27 protein-coding genes and 1 pseudogene are annotated in these 25,484 nt (G+C 64.0%); 26 read left to right on the plus strand and 2 right to left on the minus strand.

Translation table 11 applies throughout. From position 1 onward, the window contains the following. The first annotated feature begins 62 nt into the window (after positions 1-62). The 5 genes from LJF27_RS20660 to trpE all read left to right on the plus strand — a co-directional run bounded on the left by LJF27_RS20660 (position 63) and on the right by trpE (position 5,413). Positions 63-1,310 (plus strand): ABC transporter permease, encoded by a 1,248-nt coding sequence (locus LJF27_RS20660; RefSeq protein WP_003459412.1) that lies wholly within the window; start codon positions 63-65, stop codon positions 1,308-1,310. Between the two features lie 105 nt (positions 1,311-1,415). Then, positions 1,416-2,246: an ABC transporter permease gene (locus LJF27_RS20665; RefSeq protein WP_003099535.1), complete on the plus strand. Its 831-nt coding sequence runs from the start codon at positions 1,416-1,418 to the stop codon at positions 2,244-2,246. Between the two features lie 123 nt (positions 2,247-2,369). Further along, positions 2,370-3,044, plus strand: a complete 675-nt coding sequence (gene rpe / locus LJF27_RS20670) for a ribulose-phosphate 3-epimerase (protein WP_003085122.1) — start codon at positions 2,370-2,372, stop codon at positions 3,042-3,044. After that, positions 3,044-3,862, plus strand: a complete 819-nt coding sequence (locus LJF27_RS20675; RefSeq protein WP_003099532.1) for a phosphoglycolate phosphatase — start codon at positions 3,044-3,046, stop codon at positions 3,860-3,862. Before rpe ends, LJF27_RS20675 begins: the two co-directional genes overlap by 1 nt. A gap of 72 nt (positions 3,863-3,934) precedes the next feature. Continuing rightward, complete coding sequence (gene trpE / locus LJF27_RS20680) at positions 3,935-5,413, plus strand: anthranilate synthase component I (RefSeq protein WP_003085126.1); 1,479 nt, start codon at positions 3,935-3,937, stop codon at positions 5,411-5,413. Positions 5,414-5,598: 185 nt separating this feature from the next. Here the strand turns inward: trpE and prtN are convergent, their stop codons facing one another. Together prtN and prtR are read right to left on the minus strand one after the other, a co-directional pair. Next, a complete protein-coding gene (gene prtN, locus LJF27_RS20685; RefSeq protein WP_003085128.1) occupies positions 5,599-5,913 on the minus strand; it encodes a pyocin genes transcriptional regulator PrtN in 315 nt (104 codons plus the stop codon). 99 nt (positions 5,914-6,012) lie between these two features. Continuing rightward, positions 6,013-6,783, minus strand: coding sequence for a transcriptional regulator PrtR (gene prtR, locus LJF27_RS20690; RefSeq protein WP_003109047.1), 771 nt, complete (start codon positions 6,781-6,783; stop codon positions 6,013-6,015). Between the two features lie 457 nt (positions 6,784-7,240). Here prtR and LJF27_RS20695 point away from each other — a divergent pair, with 457 nt between their 5' ends. The 21 genes and pseudogenes from LJF27_RS20695 (at position 7,241) to trpC (ending at position 25,431) form a co-directional block, all read left to right on the plus strand. After that, a complete protein-coding gene (locus LJF27_RS20695; protein ID WP_003085132.1) occupies positions 7,241-7,441 on the plus strand; it encodes a TraR/DksA C4-type zinc finger protein in 201 nt (66 codons plus the stop codon). 47 nt (positions 7,442-7,488) lie between these two features. After that, positions 7,489-7,848, plus strand: coding sequence for a hypothetical protein (locus LJF27_RS20700; protein WP_003085135.1), 360 nt, complete (start codon positions 7,489-7,491; stop codon positions 7,846-7,848). Positions 7,849-8,306: 458 nt separating this feature from the next. Beyond that, the gene (locus LJF27_RS20705; RefSeq protein ID WP_003117965.1) at positions 8,307-8,654 is read left to right on the plus strand and encodes a phage holin family protein; all 348 of its coding nucleotides are present in this window, start codon (positions 8,307-8,309) and stop codon (positions 8,652-8,654) included. A 15-nt stretch (positions 8,655-8,669) separates the two neighbouring features. Then, positions 8,670-9,299, plus strand: coding sequence for a glycoside hydrolase family 19 protein (locus LJF27_RS20710; protein ID WP_003117966.1), 630 nt, complete (start codon positions 8,670-8,672; stop codon positions 9,297-9,299). Beyond that, on the plus strand, positions 9,296-9,658 hold the full coding sequence (locus tag LJF27_RS20715; RefSeq protein WP_003117967.1) for a hypothetical protein: 363 nt from the start codon (positions 9,296-9,298) through the stop codon (positions 9,656-9,658). Before LJF27_RS20710 ends, LJF27_RS20715 begins: the two co-directional genes overlap by 4 nt. After that, the gene (locus LJF27_RS20720) at positions 9,655-9,912 is read left to right on the plus strand and encodes a hypothetical protein (RefSeq protein ID WP_003118919.1); all 258 of its coding nucleotides are present in this window, start codon (positions 9,655-9,657) and stop codon (positions 9,910-9,912) included. The genes LJF27_RS20715 and LJF27_RS20720 overlap by 4 nt, the downstream gene beginning before the upstream one ends. A gap of 316 nt (positions 9,913-10,228) precedes the next feature. Next, the gene (locus LJF27_RS20725; RefSeq protein WP_003117968.1) at positions 10,229-10,723 is read left to right on the plus strand and encodes a phage tail tube protein; all 495 of its coding nucleotides are present in this window, start codon (positions 10,229-10,231) and stop codon (positions 10,721-10,723) included. An 11-nt stretch (positions 10,724-10,734) separates the two neighbouring features. Beyond that, positions 10,735-11,082 (plus strand): phage tail assembly chaperone family protein, TAC, encoded by a 348-nt coding sequence (locus tag LJF27_RS20730; protein ID WP_003117969.1) that lies wholly within the window; start codon positions 10,735-10,737, stop codon positions 11,080-11,082. Positions 11,083-11,111: 29 nt separating this feature from the next. Continuing rightward, positions 11,112-11,366 carry a hypothetical protein gene (locus LJF27_RS20735; RefSeq protein WP_003113188.1) on the plus strand — a complete coding sequence of 85 codons (255 nt, stop codon included), beginning with the start codon at positions 11,112-11,114 and terminating at the stop codon, positions 11,364-11,366. Between the two features lie 46 nt (positions 11,367-11,412). Beyond that, positions 11,413-13,251: a phage tail tape measure protein gene (locus LJF27_RS20740; protein ID WP_003117970.1), complete on the plus strand. Its 1,839-nt coding sequence runs from the start codon at positions 11,413-11,415 to the stop codon at positions 13,249-13,251. Then, the gene (locus tag LJF27_RS20745) at positions 13,244-13,585 is read left to right on the plus strand and encodes a phage tail protein (protein WP_003113186.1); all 342 of its coding nucleotides are present in this window, start codon (positions 13,244-13,246) and stop codon (positions 13,583-13,585) included. The genes LJF27_RS20740 and LJF27_RS20745 overlap by 8 nt, the downstream gene beginning before the upstream one ends. Before the next feature lie 7 nt (positions 13,586-13,592). Next, complete coding sequence (locus LJF27_RS20750) at positions 13,593-14,288, plus strand: phage minor tail protein L (RefSeq protein ID WP_003117971.1); 696 nt, start codon at positions 13,593-13,595, stop codon at positions 14,286-14,288. Between the two features lie 2 nt (positions 14,289-14,290). Beyond that, on the plus strand, positions 14,291-15,061 hold the full coding sequence (locus tag LJF27_RS20755; RefSeq protein ID WP_003117973.1) for a C40 family peptidase: 771 nt from the start codon (positions 14,291-14,293) through the stop codon (positions 15,059-15,061). 54 nt (positions 15,062-15,115) lie between these two features. Continuing rightward, on the plus strand, positions 15,116-15,718 hold the full coding sequence (locus LJF27_RS20760; protein WP_003117974.1) for a tail assembly protein: 603 nt from the start codon (positions 15,116-15,118) through the stop codon (positions 15,716-15,718). Between the two features lie 58 nt (positions 15,719-15,776). Continuing rightward, positions 15,777-19,445 carry a phage tail protein gene (locus LJF27_RS20765; RefSeq protein ID WP_023117202.1) on the plus strand — a complete coding sequence of 1,223 codons (3,669 nt, stop codon included), beginning with the start codon at positions 15,777-15,779 and terminating at the stop codon, positions 19,443-19,445. Between the two features lie 298 nt (positions 19,446-19,743). Beyond that, entirely contained in the window at positions 19,744-20,418 is a 675-nt protein-coding gene (locus tag LJF27_RS20770) for a hypothetical protein (RefSeq protein ID WP_023117201.1), read from the plus strand. 441 nt (positions 20,419-20,859) lie between these two features. After that, positions 20,860-21,217 (plus strand): annotated as a pseudogene (locus tag LJF27_RS20775) (phage tail protein); the annotation flags it as partial. Between the two features lie 1,033 nt (positions 21,218-22,250). Then, positions 22,251-22,535 (plus strand): hypothetical protein, encoded by a 285-nt coding sequence (locus tag LJF27_RS20780; RefSeq protein WP_003117977.1) that lies wholly within the window; start codon positions 22,251-22,253, stop codon positions 22,533-22,535. 406 nt (positions 22,536-22,941) lie between these two features. Next, on the plus strand, positions 22,942-23,547 hold the full coding sequence (locus LJF27_RS20785; RefSeq protein ID WP_003117978.1) for an aminodeoxychorismate/anthranilate synthase component II: 606 nt from the start codon (positions 22,942-22,944) through the stop codon (positions 23,545-23,547). Between the two features lies 1 nt (position 23,548). Then, positions 23,549-24,598 carry an anthranilate phosphoribosyltransferase gene (gene trpD, locus LJF27_RS20790; RefSeq protein ID WP_003085203.1) on the plus strand — a complete coding sequence of 350 codons (1,050 nt, stop codon included), beginning with the start codon at positions 23,549-23,551 and terminating at the stop codon, positions 24,596-24,598. Continuing rightward, positions 24,595-25,431, plus strand: a complete 837-nt coding sequence (gene trpC, locus LJF27_RS20795; RefSeq protein ID WP_003117980.1) for an indole-3-glycerol phosphate synthase TrpC — start codon at positions 24,595-24,597, stop codon at positions 25,429-25,431. Before trpD ends, trpC begins: the two co-directional genes overlap by 4 nt. Positions 25,432-25,484 lie beyond the last annotated feature (53 nt).

Below are 25,484 nucleotides of genomic sequence, written 5' to 3' on the forward strand. Positions count from 1 at the left end.
TCCTACCGTTCCACACTTTCCAGGGTCGCTCCCGACGGCCCGCTTTTTTTCCGGAGTTCGCTATGGCCACAGCTGTGCCCATGTCCCAGGCCGCCGGCAGCACCCTCAAGCAACGCCTGGCGCGCGCCGAGCGGATGAACCGCCTGAAGTCCCAGGCGCTGATCCTGCCCCTGCTGGCCTTCCTGGTCCTGACCTTCCTGGTGCCGATCGCCGCCCTGCTCTACAAGAGCGTGTCCAACCCGGAAGTGGTTCGCTCGTTGCCGCTGACGGTAGAAGCCATCTCCGCCTGGGACGGCAAGTCGCTGCCGGCCGACGCCGTCTACAAGGCGCTCAGCCAGGATCTCGCCGAGGCTCGTCGCAACCAGACCATCGGCGATCTCTCCAAGCGCCTGAACATGGAACTGGCCGGTTATCGCAGCCTGATGGCGAAGACCGCGCGCAAGCTGCCGTTCAAGGAGGAGCCCGCTTCCTACAAGGACGCCATGGAGCAGCTCGACGAGCGCTGGGGCGACCCCGCCTACTGGCAGGTGATCCGCCGCAACGCCGGCAGCTATACGCCCTATTACCTGCTCGCAGCCCTCGACCACCGGATCGACGATCTCGGCGAAGTGGCGCGCGCCACCCCGGACCAGGCCATCTACCTGGACATCTTCGCCCGCACCTTCTGGATGGGCGCGGTGATCACCGTCATCTGCCTGCTGCTGGCCTACCCGCTGGCCTACCTGCTGGCCAACCTGCCGACGCGCAAGAGCAACCTGCTGATGATCCTGGTCCTGCTGCCGTTCTGGACCTCGATCCTGGTACGTGTCGCTGCCTGGATCGTCCTGCTGCAATCGGGTGGCCTGATCAACGGCGCGCTGCTCAAGCTCGGCCTGATCGACCAGCCGCTGCAACTGGTGTTCAACCGCACCGGCGTATACATCGCGATGGTGCACATCATGCTGCCGTTCATGATCCTGCCGATCTACAGCGTGATGAAAGGCATTTCGCCGAGCTACATGCGCGCCGCGATTTCCCTCGGCTGCCACCCGTTCGCCAGCTTCTGGCGGGTGTATTTCCCACAGACCGTCGCGGGCGTCGGCGCCGGTTGCCTGCTGGTGTTCATCCTGTCCATCGGCTACTACATCACCCCGGCGCTGCTGGGCAGCCCGAACGACCAGATGGTCAGCTACTTCGTCGCCTTCTATACCAACAGCACCATCAACTGGGGCATGGCCACCGCCCTCGGCGGCCTGCTCCTGCTCGCCACCCTGGTGCTCTACGTCGTCTACAGCTGGCTGGTGGGCGCCAGCCGCCTGCGCCTGGGATAGAGGGCCTTCCGAGAAGGCCAACCGATTCCCCTCTGCCTTCGGAAAAAAGGTTGCCCGGAGGGCGGGGAGAGGGGGATCCGCACGAAACACATTGGAGAGCGAGTCATGCTGAGTCCCTACATGTCCCCGGTCGAGCGCCTGTGGTTCTACTCCCTGCGCATCCTCTGCGGCCTGGTACTGCTGTTCCTGGTACTGCCGGTGCTGGTCATCGTGCCGCTGTCGTTCAACTCCGGCACCTTCCTGGTCTACCCGCTGCAAGGGTTCTCCCTGCGCTGGTACGCCGACTTCTTCCAGTCCGCCGAGTGGATGCGCTCGTTGACCAACAGCATGATCGTCGCTCCGGCGGCGACCCTGCTGGCAATGGTCTTCGGCACTCTGGCCGCGATCGGCCTGACCCGCGGCGAGTTCCGCGGCAAGGCACTGGTGATGAGCCTGATGATTTCGCCGATGGTGGTGCCGGTGGTGATCATCGGCGTGGCCAGCTACCTGTTCTTCGCTCCGCTGGGGCTCGGCAACAGCTACCTGTCGCTGATCGTGGTGCATGCGGTGCTCGGCGTGCCGTTCGTGATCATCACCGTCTCCGCGACCCTGCAGGGGTTCAACTACAACCTGGTGCGCGCCGCCGCCAGCCTCGGCGCGCCGCCGCTGACCACCTTCTTCCGGGTGACCCTGCCGCTGATCGCTCCGGGAGTGATTTCCGGCGCGCTGTTCGCCTTCGCCACCTCGTTCGACGAAGTGGTAGTGACCCTCTTCCTCGCCGGTCCCGAGCAGGCCACCCTGCCGCGGCAGATGTTCAGCGGCATTCGCGAGAACCTGAGCCCCACCATTGCCGCCGCGGCGACCTTGCTGATCGGTTTCTCCGTACTGCTGTTGCTGACCCTGGAATGGCTGCGCGGGCGCAGCGAGAAGATGCGTACCGCACAACCCGGCGGCTGAGGCGCAGGGCGCGCCCGGCTTGGTCCGGGCGTCGGCTGCTGCGGCGAAAAGTCGTCATTTTCACCGCCAAAAACCGATAACGGCTACAATGCGCGCCTTCCGTGATCCCCTTTGAGGTGCGCCATGCAACCCTTCGCCATCGCTCCGTCGATCCTTTCCGCCGATTTCGCCCGCCTGGGCGAGGACGTGGACAAGGTGCTCGCCGCCGGTGCCGACATCGTTCACTTCGACGTGATGGACAACCACTACGTGCCGAACCTGACCATCGGCCCGATGGTCTGCTCGGCGCTGCGCAAGTACGGCGTGAGCGCGCCGATCGACGTGCACCTGATGGTGTCCCCGGTGGATCGCATCATCGGCGACTTCATCGAAGCTGGCGCCACCTACATCACCTTCCATCCGGAAGCTTCACAGCACATCGACCGTTCCCTGCAACTGATCCGTGACGGCGGTTGCAAGGCGGGCCTGGTGTTCAACCCGGCCACTCCGCTGGAGGTGCTGAAGTACGTGATGGACAAGGTCGACATGGTCCTGCTGATGAGCGTCAACCCCGGCTTCGGCGGGCAGAAATTCATCCCCGGTACCCTCGACAAGTTGCGCGAGGCACGCGCCCTGATCGATGCCTCCGGTCGCGAGATCCGCCTGGAGATCGATGGCGGCGTCAACGTCAAGAACATCCGTGAGATCGCCGCGGCGGGCGCCGATACCTTCGTCGCCGGCTCGGCCATCTTCAACGCCCCGGACTACGCCGAGGTCATCCGCGCCATGCATGCCGAACTGGCCCAGGCGCACCAGTAATGAGCGCTGCGGAGCCGTTCTTCGCCACGCGCCTGCCGCGTCTGGTGATGTTCGACCTGGATGGCACGCTGGTCGATTCCGTTCCCGACCTCACCGCCGCGGTCGACAGCATGCTCGCCAGCCTCGGGCGGCCGCCGGCGGGCATCGAGAAGGTCCGCCAGTGGATCGGTAACGGCGCACGCGTCCTGGTGCGTCGCGCCCTGGCCGGAAGCATCGAGCACGACGGCATCGGTGAGGAGGAAACCGAAGCCGCGCTGGCGTTGTTCATGGAGGCCTATGCCGACAGTCATGCGCTCACCGAGGTCTACCCCGGCGTCGTCGACACCCTCAAGTGGCTCAAGCGCAACGGCGTGGAAATGGCGCTGATCACCAACAAGCCGGAGCGCTTCGTCGCTCCGCTGCTGGATGAGATGAAGCTGGGTCGCTATTTTCGCTGGATCATCGGCGGTGACACCCTGCCGCAGCAGAAGCCCGACCCGGCGGCGCTGCTGTTCGTGATGAAGATGGCCGGCATCGAGCCCGAAGATGCGTTGTTCGTCGGTGACTCGCGCAACGACGTGCTCGCCGCCAAAGCTGCCGGCGTGCGCTGCGCGGCGCTGACCTATGGCTACAACCACGGCCGGCCGATCGCCGAGGAAGCGCCCACCCTGGTCATCGACAACCTGCGCGACCTGCTGCCTTGCGCCGACCAGGCCGCTGAGATAGTGTTGCCGGACGACTCCCTTTCCCCCTCCGACCAGCGAGATCAAGCCGTGGCGGTCAGCAAACTCTGGATGAAGGTCATCAAGGCCCTGGCGCGTTGGCGCTGGCGCGCCTGACATCATCCTCCGCCGGATAGCCGGCGCGCGTTTGCACTCTGTTGACCGTTCTCTCCTCCGATGAGGCTGATCATGAATCGCGAAGAATTCCTGCGGCTGGCCGCCGATGGCTACAACCGCATCCCGCTGTCCTTCGAGACCCTTGCCGACTTCGACACGCCGCTGTCGATCTACCTGAAGCTGGCCGACGCGCCGAACTCCTACCTGCTGGAGTCGGTGCAGGGCGGCGAGAAATGGGGGCGCTATTCGATCATCGGCCTGCCGTGCCGCACGGTGCTGCGGGTCTACGACCATCAAGTACGGATCAGCATCGATGGCATGGAAACCGAGCGCTTCGATTGCGCCGACCCGCTGGCTTTCGTCGAGGAGTTCAAGGCGCGCTACCAGGTGCCCACCGTGCCCGGCTTGCCACGTTTCGATGGAGGCCTGGTCGGCTACTTCGGTTACGACTGCGTGCGCTACGTGGAAAAACGCCTGGCCACCTGTCCGAACCCGGACCCGCTGGGCAACCCGGATATCCTGTTGATGGTGTCCGATGCCGTAGTGGTATTCGACAATCTGGCCGGGAAGATCCACGCCATCGTCCTCGCCGATCCCTCCGAGGAAAATGCCTACGAGCGCGGCCAGGCACGTCTGGAGGAGCTGCTGGAGCGTCTGCGCCAGCCGATCACCCCGCGTCGCGGCCTCGACCTCGAGGCGGCCCAGGGTCGTGAGCCGGCGTTTCGTGCCAGCTTCACCCGCGAGGACTATGAAAACGCGGTAGGAAGGATCAAGGACTACATCCTGGCCGGCGACTGCATGCAGGTGGTGCCGTCGCAGCGCATGTCCATCGAATTCAAGGCGGCGCCCATCGACCTGTACCGCGCGCTGCGCTGTTTCAATCCGACGCCCTACATGTACTTCTTCAACTTCGGCGACTTCCATGTCGTGGGCAGCTCGCCGGAGGTGCTGGTACGGGTCGAGGATGGCCTGGTGACGGTGCGCCCGATCGCCGGTACCCGTCCGCGCGGGATCAACGAAGAGGCCGACCTGGCGCTGGAGCAGGATCTGCTGTCGGACGCCAAGGAGATCGCCGAGCACCTGATGCTGATCGACCTGGGGCGCAACGACGTGGGGCGGGTGTCCGACATCGGCGCGGTGAAGGTCACCGAAAAAATGGTGATCGAACGTTACTCCAACGTCATGCACATCGTGTCCAACGTCACCGGGCAATTGCGCGAGGGGCTCAGCGCGATGGACGCGCTGCGGGCGATCCTGCCGGCGGGTACGCTGTCCGGCGCGCCGAAGATCCGCGCCATGGAGATCATCGACGAGCTGGAGCCGGTCAAGCGTGGAGTCTACGGCGGCGCGGTCGGCTACCTGGCATGGAACGGCAACATGGACACCGCCATTGCCATCCGCACCGCGGTGATCAAGAACGGTGAACTCCACGTGCAGGCCGGCGGCGGTATCGTTGCCGACTCGGTGCCGGCGCTGGAGTGGGAAGAAACCATCAACAAGCGCCGGGCGATGTTCCGCGCCGTGGCGCTGGCCGAGCAGAGCGTCGAGTAAGACGGCGCGAGGCGGAAGAAAAGAAGGCGGATGGCGTTTGCGCCATCCGCCTTTTTATGCCCGGCTGGACCCTCGCATTGGCTTCGCCCTACGCGGAACCGCTTTCGTAGGGCGAATATCGCGACGCGATATCCGCCAGGCGGAGCATGGTGTCGCTCCCTACGATGCTGGCAACGGCGGGCCGCTCAGGATGCGATGCTGTCCGCGCCTGGCTGTGCTCGACGGGCGCTTCCGGCTTGGTTCGCGCGCTGGTCGACGTAGGCGGCGAGGTGATCGAGGGCCACGAACTGCATGGCCTTGTGGCTATCGTCGAGGGTCGTCACTGGCAGGGCGATCCGCCCGCATGCCAGGGCCTTGCTGAAGTTTTCCTTGTTCAGGTTGCGAAACCAGCGTTCGCGGACCTGCTCCAGCGGCACCAGGACGTCGCCGAAGATGCGGTAGACCAATTCCACGGTTTCCTGGCGTGGAATTGGAGTGGTAGGGGCGATGGTTGGCTGCACGGTATTCCCTCCTGCGGCTACGCGTCGTTGAAGGAAATATAGCTCAGGTTGTTTTTCTGTGCAATAGCTGGAGTTGTAGTGCGGGCGAGCGCCAGGCGCTCACCGCACCAGGGACGGGGCGCGCCGGTGGCGTACGGTGGACCACCAGAAGACCCAGCCGATCATGCTGATCTGGCGGCTGCGCATGTCCTCCGGCGAGTACTCCTCGTCCGGGTATTCCTCGCGGTTGAAGCTGCGCAGCCGAATGCCGCCGCCGGGCAGGCGATAGACGAACTTCACCCGCAGCATGCCGTCATGTTCGAGGGCGTAGATCTCGCCATCGGTGATATGGGTGGTGGCGGTGTCCACGCCGATGGTGGAGCCATCCATGATCAGCGGTTCCATGCTGTTGCCGGTGAGTTGGGCGCAGATCGCCGCCGACGGATCGACGCCCGAGGCTCGCAGCGTGGCATAGGAAAAACGCAGCTTGCGCCCCTCTATCTCGCGTACCGCAGTGCGTCCGGCGCCGGCGGACATCTCCACTTCCTTGTACAGCGGCAGTTCCACTTCGTCTTCGTCCAGCGGTGTGTCGCTGTCCCACGGATGCAGCGGTTCCAGCACCAATGGGCTGCCATCGGCCACGGACACGGCACTGCGCGCGGCTGGAGCGCCTTCGCCGGTCTGCAGCCAGACCGGCGAGACGCCCAGGGCCGCCGCGATCTCGATCAGCTTGCGGGTGCTCTGGGCCTTGCCCGAGGTCAGCTTGTGAATGGTGTTCTGCGAAACCCCTGCCGCTTCGGCGAGGGTTTCCTGCTTCAGGTTGCGCATCGCCATGGCCTGCTTGAGGCGAGCGGCGAAGCTGTCGGGCGGGATCTGGGTGCTCTTGTCCATGTTCGGCAATCTACAGACCGATGGATTCTCTGTAAAGAGCCTAGGTGTTGACGATAAATAGCTTTGGTTGTAATTTCTCTTCCGTCAGAAAGCGGAAGGGGTGAGTTCCACAACTTCCCACCCGCCTTTCAGAGATTTCACATGGGTGCAGGGACGCACCCGGTTGTCGGTGACCGACGATGCAGGTGCCGACTGCTTGGGTGCCGGGGCTATGGGAAAGCGCTCCGGCACCTGGAGGGCCGGAGCGCCGTCCATGCAGACGCTCCGTCCCGCTCATTCATTCTGTCGCCGACCTGCTTCAGGTACGGCGGCGTCGTACAGGGAGTCATTGCCATGTCGCGAGATACGCACTCGCCATTTCCGCGCAGAGGAACGCAGGTCGCCGAACCGGCGCCGCGCATCTGTCATGTTCCATCCATTCGGCCGTCGGGCGTCGGGCACGCCAGGGAGGCTTTCCATGGCTGACCTTGCCGATCACGCCAACGAACTGGTCCTGGCTCGCCTCGACGGCCTCCTGGCGGCGCGCCCGGCGCTGGCCATCCGCGAGTCCGCGGAAGACTGCGAGGACTGCGGCGAGCCCATTCCCCAGGCGCGCCGCCGGGCGGCACCGGGTTGCAGTCGCTGCATCGACTGCCAGGACCGCCACGAGCGCCGTTGAACCGACCTCATGCCGAGCCCTCGCGGGCAGTGAAAGGAGACACGACCGTGATCAAAGCCATCGATGAAATGCTCAAGCTCTGGGCCGAGGAAATGCACGCGCCAGGCAGCAACGGAGGCGGCTACGCCGGCGGCAACCTGATCGCCATGCTGATCGCCAGCAAGGGCGAGGTGGTCCGCGGCCACCGTGGCAGCCGGGTGATCCTCGACCGTGTGGCGGAGGTCGATCGTCTGGTAAATCGCCTACCCGAGGAACTGAAGACCGTGGTGGTGGAGCACTATCTCAATCGCGACAGCTTCCCCGAGCAGAAGTACCGTCACTGCGGTTGCAGCCGCAACACCTTCTATCTGCGCCTGCATGTGGCGCACCAAGGTATCCAGGACGGCCTGCTGCGACGGGCGGCCTGAGTTCCTGGACCGGATCCCGGTCCCCCCTGGAATTTTCCAACCGGCCTTCGGGCCGGTTTTTTTATGCCTGTCGCCCATGGAGGCGGCGAGCCCCATGCACAGCAGCGGACCCTGCACGGTAGAGGCGGGGTCGGGCTGGCGTAGCCATCCTTTTCGTCAGTCGATGCCGGGCTTTTCCATATCGGAAGTGGGGATGCGCTTGCCCGGATGCCTGGCGAAGGTTCCCAGGGTGGTATATCACCCTCATATCGTGGTGCGTCTCCCTCCTATTGCAGTGGATTGTCGAGAAGGCATTGCCGGGCTGGGAATCGGGCGGTAAAAAGTAGTCATTCTTGTAAAGGTGCGTCCCCAGGGAGGCACTCGTGAAGCACCGGAACCCGGCCCTGGCGCCGGGTTTTTTATTGGCCGGGAAAACGTTCGTGCGGACGTGCCCGGCGCTGCCTGCCAAGGAGGGACCCATGGGCAACGAACCGCAGACACTGACGGAAATGCCGCTCTGGGTACTGATCCTGCTCGCCGCGCTGGGCGGCGTCAGCGGCGAGATGTGGCGTGCCGACAAGGCCGGTCTCGGCGGCTGGGCCTTGTTGCGGCGCCTGGCGCTGCGCTCCGGCGCGTCGATCGTCTGCGGCGTGGCGGTGATGCTGCTGGCGTTGGCTTGCGGCGCCGCGCTGCTGTTCGCCGCGGCGCTGGGCAGCCTGACCGCCGCGGCCGGCGCGGAGATCGCCGTCGGTCTCTACGAACGCTGGGCCGCCCGGCGCCTGGGGGTTTGCGAGCTGCCCGAGGAGGAGCCGCATGAGCGGACATAAGTGCCAGGAGGATCGATGAAACTGACCGAGCAGCAATTGCTGCGCATTTTTCCCAACGCCCGCCTCGTCGCGGGCGTTTTCGTTGCGGCGTTGCAACGGGCCATGGACGAGAGGGAGATCGACACACCGGCGCGGCGTGCCGCGTTTCTCGCCCAGGTCGGCCACGAAAGCAGCCAGTTGACCCGGCTGGTGGAGAACCTCAACTACAGTGCCCAAGGCTTGGCGGCGACCTGGCCGAGCCGCTATCTCGGCCCCGACGGGCAGCCCAACGCGTTGGCCTTGCGGCTGGCGCGCAATCCGCAGGCGATTGCCGACAACACCTACGCCACGCGCAACGGCAATGGCGACGAAGCGTCCGGCGATGGCTGGCGCTTCCGCGGGCGTGGCTTGCTACAAATCACCGGGCGTGCCAACTACCGGTTGGTCGGCGAGGCCCTCGGCGAGCCGCTGGAAGCCGAGCCCTGGCGCCTGGAGCAGCCCGTGCCGGCGGCCCGCAGCGCCGCCTGGTGGTGGGCCGGTCACGGGCTCAACGAGCTGGCCGACCGCGGCGAGTTCGCTGCCATCACCCGCCGCATCAACGGCGGCCTGAATGGCCAGGCGGAGCGCCTGGCGTTGTGGCAGCGGGCCAGGGTGGTGCTGTCATGAGCCGGCTCGCTCTGCTCCTGCCGGCCGTGTTGCTGGTCCTGCTGGCCGGCGCCTTGCTCGGCGGCGGCCTGGTTGCCCGCCACTATCGTCCGCAACTGGAGGAGGCCCTGGGCCAACTCACTGCCAGCCGCGTCGCCAGCGGCCAGCTCGAGGCTTTGCTCGATGAGCAGCAGCGCGCGCTGGCGGCGGTGCGGGCGAGCGCCGAGACGCGCGCGAAGGACGTCGAGCAGGCACTCGGCGAGGCCAGGGCGCAGGCCGCGGAGCAGTATGCCGCGGCCGTGCGTCTGCTCCAGGAACCCGACATTGGTGTGGACTGCCAGGCGGCAGGTGCGGCGATCGACCGGGAGCTGGGACTATGACTCGTCTCCTGCTGGGGCTTTGTCTGCTTTTCGCGGGCTGCGCAGCCTCGCCGACGACACCTCGCCCCGTGCGCGTCGAGGTTCCCCTCGCAGTGCCCTGCCGTGTACCTGACGTGCGCCCGCCGAGCTGGGCCGGCGCCACGCTGAAGGCCGGCGATTCGCTGCAGGCCAAGGTTCGCGCATTGCTCGCCGAGCGCCGCCAGCGGCAGGGCTATGAACTCGAATTGCAGGCGGCATTGCGTGCCTGCCGCTGAGACACTGGGCGCATATGGACGTCGATGGACGTGTGTCCGGCGCATATTGCCGTGTATTGATTCCGCAGCGTTGTCGAGCCGGGAATCGGCCGGTACAACGTAGTCATGCTTGTACAGGTGTGTCCCCCCAAGGGATGTCACCTGCAACCTCAGAGCCCGGCCCGTGTGCCGGGCTTTTTCGTTTGCATCCGACAACGGCTCGGGACGTGGAGGCTCCTCGCCGACCGCGTACCGCGCCACGGCCGACTGTCCTGGGGACGGGGCCAGACGACCCGCCTGGTGCGGGTCTTTTCATGTGCATAAAGGAGAGTTTTCCATGTCCATCCTGACTCAAGGTACCCAGATCTACGCCCTGGTTCCGCCGGTATCCGGTACCGGTGCCGCTACCGTCCTGGAGATCGAAGGCGTGACCTCGTTCAACCCGGGCGGCAATCCGGCCGACCAGATCGAAGACCCGTGCCTGAGCGACACTTCGCGCAAGTACAAGAAAGGCCTGTGCACCCCTGGCCAGGCGACCCTCGGCATCAACGCCGATCCACGCCTGGCCAGTCACGTTCGGTTGTTCCAACTGTCCGAGAAAGATGGCGAGACGAGCGTCAAGTGGGCCATCGGCTGGTCCGACGGAATCGACGTAAAGCCGACCGTCAGCACCGAAGGCGACGATTTCGTGCTGCCGCCGGCGCGCACCTGGTTCACCTTCGAAGGCTACGTCAGCGACTTCCCCTTCGATTTCGCCAGCAACACGCTGGTCGCTACCCAGGCCACCATCCAGCGTTCCGGCGCCGGCAAGTGGACGCCGAAGTCGGCTTGAGGAGCGCGTAGATGAATCTCAACGAACTTCGTGCGGCGGGCGGTTTCATCGAGTCGGCGCTGGTGCGCAAGGAGATTAGCTGGACCCGCGTTCCCGCCGGCAGGAAGAAGGCGGTCAGCGACACCTTCCAGGTGTTCGTCCGACGCAACAGTTTTGGCGCGGTGGAGCGCCTGTTCTCCGCCGAAGGCGACCTGCAGAGCCGCAACGCGCGCTACCTCGCCGAATGCATTCGCCTGGGCGAGACGGGAGAGGAAAGCCTGACCTACGAACAGGCCTACGACCTCGACCCGGCGCTGGGCTTCCTGCTGCTGCAGGCGGTCGGCGAGGTCAACCGGGTCGAGGACGCGGAAAAAAACTGACCCCCGCCGACGAGGTTTGGCACGAACTGGTGCTGAACGGCGTCGGCGGGTCGACCATTGCCGAGGCCAAGGAGCGGCTCAGCTACGCCGAGTACCGCGCCTGGGTCGCCTACCTGAACAAGCGCGGCTCGCTCCATCCGGGACACCGGCTGGAGCTTGCGCTGGCTCGGATCGCTGCGTTGCTCGGGCATGCGCTGGGGGCGGACGCCGATCCCGACGCGTTCCGTCCGCATATGGCTCTCCAGCCCCTTTCGCTGCATCAGGCGATGGATCAATGGGCATGACAGGCCACCCCGCTGCGGCGGGGTCTTTTTCTGGAAGACATGAATCATGGCCACGAATACCGACGGCAGCCTGACGCTCGACCTGGTCCTTCGCAGCGAAGGGTACAGGGCCGGGATGGACAAGGTTGGCAGGATCAACGATCAGAAAATGCGTGCCATGGAGGCGCGCGCGGAAAAAGCTGGCAAGGCTATCGGCAAAAGCCTGGACAGTTCGGCACTGATTGCCAGTAGCGTGCTGGACCAGGCGCTGGACATGCTGGGCAGGACCAGTCGCCAGGCGGGTCAGGCCAAGAAGCCTGTGCAGAGCGCCCAGGACAAGGTACTGGCCGAGTGGAAGACCCGGCAGAAGGAGCTGGGCGAAGCCTGGAAGAGCTATCGCGAACCACTCCAGGATCTGTCCAAGCTCAACGAAGCACTACTGAAGAACTCTTCCGACAAGCTCGACAAGGCGCTGCTCAATCTCAGCGAGACCGGCAAGCTGTCGCTTGCCAACGTGGGCAAGGCCGCCTACGCCGATGCCGCGCGCCTCGCCTCGCGGCAGATGACCCTGATGCTGCTGGACGGGCTGTTTGGCTGGGTCGCCAGCGTCGGTACCGAGAAGCCCAAGGTCGACGACAAGGCGGGCAAGGGACAGGCGAAGGCTGGCGACGACGAGAAGGAACAGCCGTCGCTCCAGTCGCAGGTCTTCAAGCAGTGGCTGTTGCAGATGAACAGTGTCTGGGGCGCCTACCGCGCGCCGCTGCAGGATATCTCCGGGATGACCGACGAGCTGTTCAGGAATGCGTCGGAGAAGCTCGAGAAGTCGCTGTTCAATTTCGCCACTAGCGGAAAGCTGTCCTTGAGCAACTTCGCCAAGACGGTGATCGACGATGTCGCTCGGATCGCCGCGCGGCAGCTTTCAATGCTCGCGCTGGACGGATTGTTCGGCTGGATGAATGGCAAGGCCGGCATCACCGAGGCGCAACTGGCCAGCCAGAAGCCCTATACCTCGCTACTGGAAAAGGCCCGAGCAGATGCGGGACAAGCGGCTGCGGGCGCTCCCGCGGCCCAGGGTGCCGCGCCAATGCCGGCAGCGGCGATGGATGTCGGCGCGATGGTGGCCACTGCTTCCGGGCAGACCGGGGACGGTTCCAAGGTATCGGCTGGAGGGGCTTCGGCGAGCGCTGGCAAGCCGGTGGGCAGTTGGGTCGAACAGATGGACGCCTCCTGGGCGAGCTTGCGCGACCAGGCGCAGGACGTCTCGGGAATGATGGACATGCTGTTTACCAACGCCTTCACCAATATGGAGAACGCCCTGTTCACCTTTGCCACCACGGGCAAGCTGTCGTTCAAGGATTTCGCCGACTCGGTGATCCAGGATATGGCGCGGATCGCCGCGCGGCAGGCGACGCTGCAGATCATCGGCGGCATCGTCGGTGCGGTCAGCGGGTTCTTCGGTAGCGGCGCAACGGCGGGCTCGCGGATTTCCGACTACACCGGCTCGGACATGGCCAATTGGGTCAGCAAGCAACGCGCCGGAGGCATGCCTGGGTTCGCCAGGGGCGGCGCCTTCAACGATGGCATCCAGAGCGCGCCGGCGCTGTTCAGCATGGCCGGCGGTCGTCCGGCGCTGATCGGCGAGCGTGGGCCGGAAGCCATCATGCCGCTGAGTCGCGGTTCCGATGGCGTGCTCGGCGTGCGCGCGCTCGGCGGCGGCGAGGGTGGCAACGTCTTCAATTTCTCCACCAGCGTCAGCCTGGGCGGCGGCCGCGAGGGCGCGGCGACGGCCAGCGGCGACGACGGTACGGGACAGCAGCTGGCGGGAATGATCAACGATGCCGCGCGCAACGTGGTGGCGCAGGAGCTGCGCCCCGGCGGCCTGGTATGGAGGATGGTGAATGGCTGATCTGGAACGCTTTACCTGGGACATCTCGATCGATTCCGCCGGCCAGGCGAACCAACTGGTGCGCCAGGTGCAGTACGGCGGCGGCTACAGCCAGGCGCTCGGCGACGGGCTGAACAACCTCAGCGAGACCTGGCAGGTTTCGCGTACCGGCGATCTCGCGCTGATCGGCCCGATCCGCGATTTCCTCAAGCGCCACGGCGGCTACCGCTCGTTCCTCTGGACCTTGCCCACTGGCGAACCGGTACGGGTGCGCGCCCAGGGCTGGCAATTGCGACCGCGCGGCAACGGCGTGTTCACCCTGAACACCACCTTCCAGCAAGTCTTCAATCCGTGAGGTAAGCATGACCATCACAGCCGATGACCAGGCCCTCGAGCCTGGGGCGCTGGTGCGCCTGTTCGACCTGGATTGCACCGGGTTCGGCGGCGAGATGCTGCGCTTCCACGGCCACCTGCAGCAGGGGCCGATCCACTGGCAGGGCAACGTCTACCAAGCTTGGCCGCTGGAGGCGCGCGGCTTCGAGCAGCGCGGCGACGGCCGGGCCAGTTCGCCGACCCTTAGCGTGGGCAACATTGACGGCAGCATCAGCGCGCTCTGCCTGTTCTTCGATGGCCTGGTAGGCGCGCGCCTGACCGTGCGCGAGACCTATGCGCACTACCTGGATGCGGCCAACTTCGCCGAAGGCAACCCGCAGGCCGACCCCTCCCAGGAGCGCCTGAACATCTGGTTCCTCGAGCAGAAGACCGCCGAGAACAGCGTCCAGGTGACCTGGGAGCTGTCCGCTCCGCCGGACTTCCAGGGCCAGCAGATCCCGGCGCGCCAGATCACCTCGCTGTGCCACTGGTGCATCACCAACGAGTACCGCGGGCAGGACTGCAACTACACCGGCACGGCGATGTTCGATGCCGACGGCAATCCGGTGGACGATCCGGCGCTGGACCGCTGCGGCGGCCGGGTCAGCGATTGCAAGCTGCGCTTCGGCGCGGACAACCCGCTGTCCCACGGCGGCTTCGCCGGCGCCGGCCTGGTCAGGATGTGAGCATGGAACTGAGCCGCAGCCTGCAGCGGGCCATCGCCGCACACGCCGCCCGCGAGCATCCGCGCGAATGCTGCGGGCTGATCGTTCGCGGTGTGCGTCAACGCCGCTACGTGGCCTGTCGCAACGCAGCCGGATCGCCCAGCGAGCACTTCGTGATCGATCACCAGGACTGGTGCGCTGCCGAGGACCAGGGCGAGGTCCTGGCCATCGTCCACAGCCACCCGGACGTTCCGGCCACGCCGAGCATGGCCGATCGGGTCAGTTGCGAACTGCATGGTCTGCCCTGGGTGATCCTGTCCTGGCCTGAAGGCGATGTCGCGCATCTAGCGCCGGAGGGCTATCGGGCGCCGCTGCTCGGCCGCGAGTTCGCCCACGGCGTGCTCGACTGCTGGAGCCTCTGTCGCGACTGGTACCGCCGCGAGGCAGGTTTGGAGCTTCCGGACTATCCGCGCCGCGACGGTTGGTGGGAAACCGGCGAGAGCCTCTACGAGCAGCACTATGCGGCGGCCGGATTCCGGCCGGTGCCGCTGGCCGGAATCCGCCGCGGCGACATGCTGGTGATGCAGGTCGGGAGGGCGCTGCACCCTAACCACGCGGGCATCTACCTGGGCAATGACTGGCGTCTGGACAGCGAGCCGGTCCAGGCGCTCGGCGGCGACGGACCGTTCCTGCTGCACCACCTGTACGGACGGCTGTCGACCCGCGACGTGTTCGGCGGACCCTGGATCGAACGCACGCGCCTGGTCTTGCGGCACACGCAGATGCCGCAGTGAACGACATATTCAAGCGAGCCGTCGGAATCGGCTCTTCACGAGAGGAACAGGTCCATGAGTGACACCCTGAGTCAGGGCCTCACCACCATCCGTCTATACGGGGTTCTGGGCAAGCGCTTCGGCCGCATGCACGGCCGGTTGTTGGAAAGCGGCACGGTACGCGAGGCGATGAGTGCCCTGAAGCACACCATGGAGGGATTCGAGACGTTCATGCGCGAGGCGGAGTCGAAAGGGCTGACCTTCGCCGTGTTCCGCGGGCGTACCAACCTGTCCGGCGAGCAACTGGACATGCGCGGACGCGAGGATATCCGCATCGTGCCGTTGGTGATCGGGAGCAAGCAGGCGGGGCTTTTCCAGACGATTCTGGGGGCTGCCTTGATTGTCGTGGGTGGATTCACGACGTTCTTCTCCGGTGGAACCAGTTCGTTCCTAGTAACCGTTGGAGTCAGCATGTTGGCGGGCGGCGTCATGCAGATGCTCAGCCCCCAACCCAAGGGCCTGAAGGGCCGAGAGGCCCCCGAGAACGCCCCCAGCTATGCCTTCGGCGGCCCGGTCAACACCATCGCCCAGGGCCATCCGGTCGGCGTGCTCTATGGCAAGCGCCGCATCGGCGGCGCGGTGATCAGCGCCGGCATCTATGCCGAGGACCGGCTGTAGCCGGCAACGCCGTAACAGGCCCGCCATGCGCGGGCGTTTTTTTGCCTGAAGGAACGTCATGAACAAGACCATCACGGGCCACAAGGGTGGCAGCAAGAAGCCGCGCCAGCCGGTGGAGATGCCGGACTCGGTGCGCTCGATCGCGCGGGCGAAGATTCTCCTGGCACTGGGCGAAGGCGAGTTCGACGGTGGCGTCGACGGCCGTTCGATCTACCTGGACGATACGCCGCTGCTGGCGGCGGACGGCTCGGTGAACTTCCCCGGAGTGACCTGGGAGTTCCGTCCGGGCTCGGTGGACCAGGAACACATTGCCGGTGTGCCCGCCGTGGAAAACGAACTGGCGGTCGGCGTCGAACTCAAGAGTGACGCGCCCTGGGTCCGCGCGGTGAACAACACCCAGCTCTCGGCGGTGCGCCTGCGCCTGTCCTGGCCGGCCATCCAGCGCCAGCAGGAAAACGGTGACGTGGTCGGCTACCGCATCGACTACGCGATCGACATCGCCGTCGACGGCGGTGCCTGGCAGGAAGCGCTGAAGGCTTCGCTGGACGACAAGTCCACCAGCCGCTACGAGCGCTCCCACCGTGTCGACCTGCCGGAGGCGCGGAGCGGCTGGCAGGTGCGCGTGCGCCGCCTGACGCCGAACCAGAACAACAACCGCATCGCCGACACCATGCGGGTCGAGGCGATCACCGAGGTGATCGACGCCAAGCTGCGCTACCCGAACACCGCGCTGCTGTTCGTCGAGTTCGATGCCAGCCAGTTCCAGAGCATTCCGCAGATATCGGTGGAAGCGCGCGGCCGGCGGGTGCGGGTGCCGAGCAACTACGATCCGCAGACCCGTAGCTACAGCGGCACCTGGGACGGCTCGTTCAAGTCGGCCTGGACCAGCAACCCGGCCTGGCACTGGTACGACATCGTGTTGCACAAGCGCTTCGGCCTCGGTCGGCGGATCGACGCGAGCATGGTCGACAAGTGGTCGCTGTACCGCATCGCCCAGTACTGCGACCAGTCGGTGCCCGACGGCAAGGGCGGCCAGGAGCCGCGCTTCAGCTGCAACCTGTACCTGCAGAGTCGCGCCGAAGCCTGGACCGTGCTGCGCGACCTGGCAGCGATCTTCCGCGGCATGTCCTACTGGTCCGGCGCGGAAATGGTGGCGGTATCCGACATGCCGGAGGACGAGGCCTACACCTTCTCACCGTCGAACACCGTGCGTGGCGACGACGGCAGCCACTTCAACTACAGCAGCAGCCGCCAGCGCGATCGCCACACCCTGGCCCTGGTCAACTACGACAATCCGGGCAACGGTTACCAGAGCCAACCGGTAGCGGTGAACAATGACCGCGCGCAGCGCCGCTACGGCATCAGCCAGTTGGAGATCACCGCGATCGGTTGCACCTCCGAGGGCGAGGCGCAGCGGCGTGGCCAGTGGGCGCTGCTGACCGAGGAGCTGGAGCAGGACGCGGTGACCTTCCGCACCGGCATGGATGGCCGTGGGCTGGCGCCGGGGAAGATCATCGCCGTAGCCGACCCGGTCAAGTCCGGCAAGCAGATCGGCGGACGCCTGAGCGCGGTGGATGGCCGCGCGCTGACCCTCGACCGCGACGTCGAGGCCCGACCCGGCGATCGCCTGCTGGTCAACCTGCCGAACGGCAAGGCCGAGGCGCGCAGCGTCCAGTCGGTGGTCGGCCGCGTGCTGAGCGTGACCGCCTCCTATTCGGAGACGCCTCGGCCCCAGGGGCAGTGGGCGCTGCAGAGCAACAGCCTGACCACCCAGCGCTTCCGCATCATGAGCATCACCCGGCCGGAGGACAACCTTTTCGAGATCACCGCGCTGCAACACAACGCGAGCAAGTTCGACGCCATCGACAACGGTGCGCGCATCGAGCTGCCGCCGGTCACCAGCATTCCGCCGGGCGTGCAGGCGCCGCCGCAGAACGTGCGGATCAAGGCTTTCACCAAGGTCGACCAGGGGTTGGCGGTGACCAGCATGTCGGCCTCCTGGGATGCCGCGCCGAACGCGGTGGCCTACGAGGCCGAATGGCGCAAGGACTCGGGCAACTGGGTGCGGGTGCCGCGAACCTCGGCGCTCGGTTTCGACGTGCCGGGCATCTATGCCGGTCGCTACCTGGTGCGGGTACGCGCCTTGAACGTGATGGAGGTCGGTTCGGTCTACGCCAGCAGTGAGGAAACCGCTCTCGAGGGCAAGACCACGCCGCCGCCGGCGCTGGCCTACCTGCGCTGCGTGGCCGGCCCCTGGCGCATCGGCCTGGAGTGGGGGTTCCCGGCCAGCGGCGCGGCGGACACCGCCTACACCGAGATCCAGCAGTCCGCCACGCCCGGCGGCAGCGAGGAGACCGCACGGGCGCTGGGCCTGTTCGCCTACCCAGGCAATACCCACCTGGTATCGCCGATACCGGCCGGCGAACGGCTGGCGTTCCGCGGTCGCTTGATCGACCGTAGCGGCAACGTCGGCGCCTGGTCGAACTGGGTCACCGGCACCAGCTCCAGCGACGCCAGCGAATACAACCAGTTGATCACCCAGGAGTACGTCGAGTCGGCGCTGGGCCAGCAATTTTTCTCCGATATCGAGCGGATGCAGGTGGATATCGGGGGCTTGCAGAAGCAGGTCGGCGACCTCGCCGACATTCTGCTGTACGACCCGGCCAAGGTCTACGCGAAGAACGACATGGTGCGACAGGGGCAGCGGTTGTACCAGGCACTGAAGGCTGTGCCGGCGAAGACGGCGCCGCCGAACGCGGCCTACTGGTCCGATATCGGCCAGTCGCTGGAAACCGCCAACGGGCTGGCGCAGCAGGTGGCGAGCCATACCGCTGAAATCAGCGAACTCGACGGCAGCCTTACCGCCCAGGCATCGCGCCTTGGCGTACTGCAGGCGGCGACCCGTGACGACGCGGATGACGGCAATGGCGCCATGGCCGATGCCCTGCGCGGCTGGAAGGCCGTTGCCCGGGCAGCCCAGGAGGAAACCGTACGGGCCACCGAAAACGAGGCCCAGGCCACTCGCACGACGCTACTGGAGGCGCGCACCGCCGATGCCGAAGGGCGTATCGCCACGGTGGAACGGGTCGCGACCAGCGATCGCCAGGCCACCGCGCAACGTCTGGACCAGCTCTCGGCCTCGATCGGTGGCACCGCCGCCAGCCTACAGAGCGAACAGACCGCCCGCGCCAACGCCGACAGCGTCCTCGCACAGCGGATCGACACCGTGCAGGCGAGCACCGACACCAATAGCGCAGCGATCCAGACCACCTCCCAGGCGGTCACCTCGCTGGATGGCAACGTCAAGGCGATGTACAGCGTGAAGCTCCAAGCGCATGCCAATGGGCAGAAGTATGCGGCGGGATGGCAACTGGGGTTCGACAGTGGGACAAGTGTGTCGACCATGGCGTTTCAGGCGGATCGGTTTATCTGGTTCGACAGCTCCAGCGGGACGGCGGTAGCGCCGGTTTCCATTGTTAATGGACAGATGTTTATCAAGAGCGCCCTGATTCAAGATGGAACGATCGATAACGCGAAAATTGGCGACGAGATTGCGTCTAATAATTATAAGCCAGACCGAACTGGATGGAGGCTCGATAAGAATGGGAGGTTTGAAATAAATGGAGTTGTCGAGGGGCAGGGGCGGGTGACAATAACAAATAATGCTATAAAGGTTTTCGATGATAAAGGGCGGCTTAGGGTACATATTGGAGACTTGAGTGCATGAGTCACGGATTTCGGTTTTACGACGCCCAGGGGAATCTGATGATCGACTCTTCCAGTCGTAGTTTTCGTTCTGTGTTTCGGGCGCAGGTTTTTCCAATAGAGAACGGTAGATATGATCTACCTTCTACCTATGATGATTCCTTGGGGGACTTATTCTTCTTCACTGGTTACAGAGATGATGGCTGGGGGTGGCTCGCTCCAGAATATACATGGCTGCCTGGTTGGAAGTATATTATCTGGCGTAGTGGTGGTTCTCAGGGTGGTCCCGCACGTCATTGGATCAATGTGGTGAGTACAAGATGACTTATGGTGTTCGTCTAGTCAATGATCGGGATCAGATAAATGTAGATGACAATAATCCAATCTATTATGTGGTGCAGGAGGGGGTGTATACGCAAACTGTTAAATACCCAAATAGTATTGTGTTCGATGAAAGTTACAGGCATACCCTTCAGACCCCGCTGGTTTTTGTGAAACCAAATGCCGGTGGCGGTCAGTTGTGCATGTTACTGAAGTATTTTGGATCTGCTGGTAATTGGCAGGGGTGTGAGTGGCATACCACTACTGTTCCAGGTGCAGCCCCAGGCGTAGTAGGAGGGAGATACAAGGTAGTTGTTCCCTTTATGCCAAAGTCTACTGGCTGGGGGATGCATGTTATGGACTCCGCTGGACAGATTGTATTTGACTCTGGCTATAAGCCTGCGATATTCACCGGAGGGTCCCAGTACTGGACCTACTATGCTTGGAACCCTAACCCTCCTGGGGGCGGTGGTTCAGGGGTGAACTCTTGGCAGTCGGTTCCAGGTATGCCTGCGGATACCTATTTCTGTATCACTGGTCTGATGGAGGACTGGGATGGTAGAAACACAATGATAGGTGACCTCTGGGGTAATCGCCAATATTTGTATGTGGTGCAGTGGAGAAGTTATCAGAATAAAGGAGTTTATCCATCTCCACTGCTGATGATTAAGTAGAAAGTTTGGTGCATGCGGTTATTAAATTGTTGCCTCTTTCTTGATATAAAATTAAATTTTAGGATTGCTTGCGAGCTAGGGGTGTTGAATGTATTTTTGGTGTTTTTAAATTTTGCATGAAATGGGTTTTCTCATGTTTGAGTTTTTGGTGTATTATAATGCCAAGTGGGATGACTGATGTTAATTCTTTTTGTTGGTTGCTTATTAATTTTTTTGCTGCCACTGAAGGCAGGTTTTTGTAGTGCCGTCAAGTGACTTTCGTAAATATGCTGGTTTCATTAATGTGCATGGGTGTTATGTTGCCTCGGGGACGTAAAGCTATATAATTACTTATTCGTTGCTTGGATATTCAAGCTTCCCATTCGCAGGGGCTCGATCACGAGGTCTGGAAAGCACCTGCTCAATCCTGCCAATCGCAGTTTTTATTATCTGGAGAACGTCATGCCTTGGTATTCCACAGGCACGGTTTCCGTCGTCCTCAATTCGGACACGGTGACCGGCAGCGGCACCGCCTTCAGCGCCAATGCGCGCGCCGGCGATGCCTTCAGAGGGCCGGATGGCCGCTGGTACGAGATCGGCAACGTCAGCAGCGCCACCGTGCTGACCATCAAGCCCGCATATCAAGGAGCTACCGCCAACGGCCAGGCATATTCGATCACCCCGGTGCAGGGATATTCGAAAGCGCTGGCGGATCAGCTTCGCGATCTCAACAATCTGTGGGGAAGCACCCTGGCAGCGGTCAAACCGTGGGCTACTGCGGCGACCGGCCCCGCCGCCCTGGATGACATGGGCTTCGGCGTAACGGGCAAGGCCCTGGCCGTCAGCGCCACGCCAGTTGCAGCCAGATCCGCTTTGGGGGTGCCTGCCGTGGGTGACTATGGAATCGGCCTGACGGCGGGAAGCTCCAATACCTTGAGCGATGCCAATGTGGTCATTCCCAACGGTATTTACCGTGTAGCATCGACTACCGCAGGGACCATGCTCGGCTCCTATATCGGACAGATGCTCCATGCCGAGCAACAGGGTGGATATGGCGTGCAGTTGGTCATGGCGGCGCAGACCCCCCCGCAGATGCGTATGCGTGTAAAGAATGCGGGAGCCTGGCAAGCGCCTGTGGACATCTTGACCAGTAATGACGCGGCGAATATGCCGTTGGTTAACCTGATGCCCGATTCTGGACGCTATGCCGGGACGGTCAATCCACTGGCGATTACTCTCGCGCAGCCGTGGGCGAATAGCACATTCAGTTCGGGGTGGAACGGAGCATCTTTCATGGATGGAGGAAAGTTCACCCATGACAACAGCAGCAATGGAGGTGGTGGTGCTGAACTGAATGCTCGGATCCAGAGTTTGCTGCAGACGATGGGGCGCAGTGCAGGAGGGGCGCGCTATGGTGTCGAGTTCCATGTCGCTGTGATGACGGCGGGAATTGGACGGGCGAATGAGTCCGTTGGGCTGGATGGCGGAAGTCGCTTCCTGGCGATGACCAACAACAGCAGAGCACTATTCTGCAGCAATCAATGGGCTACGGTGGTCATGTGGGTTCGGGTTGAAAGTGGCTCCATGCATATCGCGACGCCGGCACAGACCACGGTGGCTGTTTGGATCAATGGCGCCGCAAAGTCCCCGGGTCATGTCTTGACACCAGCCGAAGGCTGGGTTCACGTCCGGGTGGCGACACGGGCCTGGGGTGGCTACGATAACGCGTTCCCCTATTTCCACACCGTACCGGGATCCGCAGTGGCTATGGCTTGTCCGGCCTGGTTCGGCGGGCTAGCGGATGTCGGCATCCATACAGCTCCTATCGCCACGATCAATGGAGCCAGCGCAGCATGATGAAACGAATCCTTCTCGATGGCGAACTATTTGCCGAAAACTCGTTATCAACCCTTGCCGAAGTAGCGATCTTGGCCGATATCGATGTATCGCGCCTGTCCTTCCACCCTGACGACCTTTTCGCCGAAGCTAATAAAAAACGCCAGGACGCCTATCGCCTGGAAAGCGATCCGCTACGTTTGGAGGCGGAATACGATGCCCTCAAGGCCGGCAGCGAGCCGGACTACCGAGCCTGGGTGGCAAAGATCGACGAGATCAAGGCGCGATATCCGTTGCCTTGAAAGCGCCTGTCTAATTCAGGTGCCTTGGCGTCTCTTTAATGCACATTTCCGTCAGCAATTCCTTACACGCCGGCCTCCTCGGCCGGCGCTCTTCCCGACATCCCGCTGTTGCACCCATCCTCCCCACTGGGCTATGTTCCCCAACATGGCTCCGTGAGACCGCTATCGTGATCCACCTCAGCAGCATCATCACCTCCCTCATCAAGGCATTCGCCCGTTGGCGCTGGCGCGCCTGACTTCTTCTTCGCCGGCCTGGCCGGTCACGTCTCCCTGCGTCCCCCGTTTTCCACAGGCATAATGCCGACGATCCACTCCCCCTTCCTCCGCGAGCGCGCCGGGAACCGGGTGTGGCGAAAGCCGGGTGATGCGATTCGCATAAGAATGAAATCAAGAGGTTACAGCCAGCATGCTGCTGATGATCGATAACTACGACTCCTTCACCTACAACCTGGTGCAGTACTTCGGCGAACTCAAGGCCGAGGTCAAGGTGGTGCGCAACGACGAACTGAGCGTGGAACAGATCGAGGCCCTGGCGCCCGAGCGCATCGTCCTTTCCCCCGGTCCCTGCACCCCCAACGAGGCCGGCGTCTCGCTGGCCGTTATCGAGCGCTTCGCCGGCAAGCTGCCGCTGCTCGGTGTCTGCCTTGGCCATCAGAGCATCGGCCAGGCCTTCGGCGGCGAAGTGGTGCGGGCGCGGCAGGTGATGCACGGCAAGACCAGCCCGATCCACCACAAGAACCTCGGCGTGTTCGCCGGCCTGGCCAATCCCCTGACGGTGACGCGCTACCACTCGCTGGTGGTGAAGCGAGAGAGCCTGCCGGAGTGCCTGGAGATCACCGCCTGGACCCAACATGCCGACGGATCGCTCGACGAGATCATGGGTGTACGCCACAAGACCCTGAATGTCGAGGGCGTGCAGTTCCATCCCGAGTCCATCCTCACCGAGCAGGGCCACGAGTTGCTGGCAAACTTCCTCCGCCAGCAGGGCGGTGTGCGTGGGGAGGGCAACTGAGATGGATATCAAGGGAGCCCTCAATCGCATCGTCAACCAGCTCGACCTGACCACCGAGGAAATGCAGGCGGTCATGCGCCAGATCATGACCGGGCAGTGCACCGACGCGCAGATCGGCGCCTTCCTGATGGGCATGCGGATGAAGAGCGAAACCATCGACGAGATCGTCGGCGCGGTGGCGGTGATGCGCGAACTGGCCGACGGTGTGCAGTTGCCTACGCTGAAGCATGTGGTCGACGTGGTCGGCACCGGCGGCGATGGCGCGAACATCTTCAACGTATCCTCGGCGGCGTCCTTCGTGGTCGCCGCCGCTGGCGGCAAGGTCGCCAAGCACGGTAACCGCGCGGTCTCCGGCAAGAGCGGCAGCGCCGACTTGCTGGAAGCCGCCGGCATCTACCTGGAACTGACCTCCGAACAGGTGGCGCGTTGCATCGACACCGTCGGCGTCGGGTTCATGTTCGCCCAGGTCCACCACAAGGCGATGAAGTACGCCGCCGGTCCGCGCCGCGAGCTGGGCTTGCGGACTCTGTTCAACATGCTTGGCCCACTGACCAACCCGGCGGGAGTCAGGCACCAGGTGGTCGGGGTGTTCACCCAGGAACTGTGCAAGCCGCTGGCTGAAGTGCTCAAGCGTCTCGGCAGCGAGCATGTGCTGGTGGTGCATTCGCGCGACGGGCTGGACGAGTTCAGTCTGGCCGCGGCGACCCACATTGCCGAGTTGAAGGACGGCGAGGTACGCGAGTACGAAGTGCGTCCCGAGGACTTCGGGATCAAGAGCCAGACCCTGATGGGGCTGGAGGTCGACAGTCCGCAGGCCTCGCTGGAACTGATCCGCGACGCTTTGGGGCGGCGCAAGACCGAGGCTGGGCAGAAGGCCGCCGAGCTGATCGTGATGAATGCCGGCCCGGCACTGTACGCTGCCGATCTGGCGACCAGCCTGCACGAGGGCATTCAACTCGCCCACGATGCCCTGCACACCGGGCTGGCACGGGAGAAGATGGACGAACTGGTGGCCTTCACCGCCGTTTACAGAGAGGAGAACGCACAGTGAGTGTGCCGACGGTTCTGCAGAAGATCCTCGCCCGCAAGGCCGAGGAGGTCGCCGAGCGCCGTGCGCGCGTCAACCTGGCCGAGGTCGAGCGGCTGGCGCGTAGCGCCGATGCGCCGCGCGGCTTCGCCAATGCCCTGCTGGAGCGGGCCAAGCGCAAGGAGCCGGCAGTGATCGCCGAGATCAAGAAGGCATCGCCGAGCAAGGGCGTGCTGCGCGAACACTTCGTCCCGGCGGAGATAGCCCGCAGCTACGAGGCGGGTGGCGCGGCGTGCCTGTCGGTGCTCACCGACGTGGACTTCTTCCAGGGCGCCGATGCCTATCTGAAGGAAGCGCGGGCCGCCTGTGCGCTGCCGGTGATCCGCAAGGACTTCATGATCGATCCGTACCAGATCGTCGAGGCGCGGGCGATCGGTGCCGACTGCATCCTGCTGATCGTCTCGGCGCTGGACGACGTGCTGATGGCCGAACTGGCGGCGACTGCCAAGTCGGTCGGTCTCGACGTACTGGTCGAAGTGCATGACGGCACCGAGCTGGAACGTGCGCTGAAGACCCTGGACACGCCGTTGATGGGCATCAACAACCGCAACCTGCACACCTTCGAGGTGAGCCTGGAAACCACCCTCGACCTGTTGCCGGAAATTCCCCGCGACCGCCTGGTGGTCACCGAGAGCGGTATTCTCAACCGGGCCGACGTGGAGCTGATGGAAGTCAGCGAGGTCTACGCCTTCCTGGTTGGCGAGGCGTTCATGCGGGCCGACGATCCTGGCCTGGAGTTGAAGCGCCTGTTCTTCCAGGAGCGTGGCGGCGTGGTGCTGGGCGCCGATCCTGACTGATCCGCGCTGTCGAATCCCATGAAAAAGGCCGGTTGCGACCGGCCTTTTTCATG

Source organism: Pseudomonas sp. 203-8 (assembly GCF_020708595.1).
Lineage (GTDB): Bacteria > Pseudomonadota > Gammaproteobacteria > Pseudomonadales > Pseudomonadaceae > Pseudomonas > Pseudomonas aeruginosa.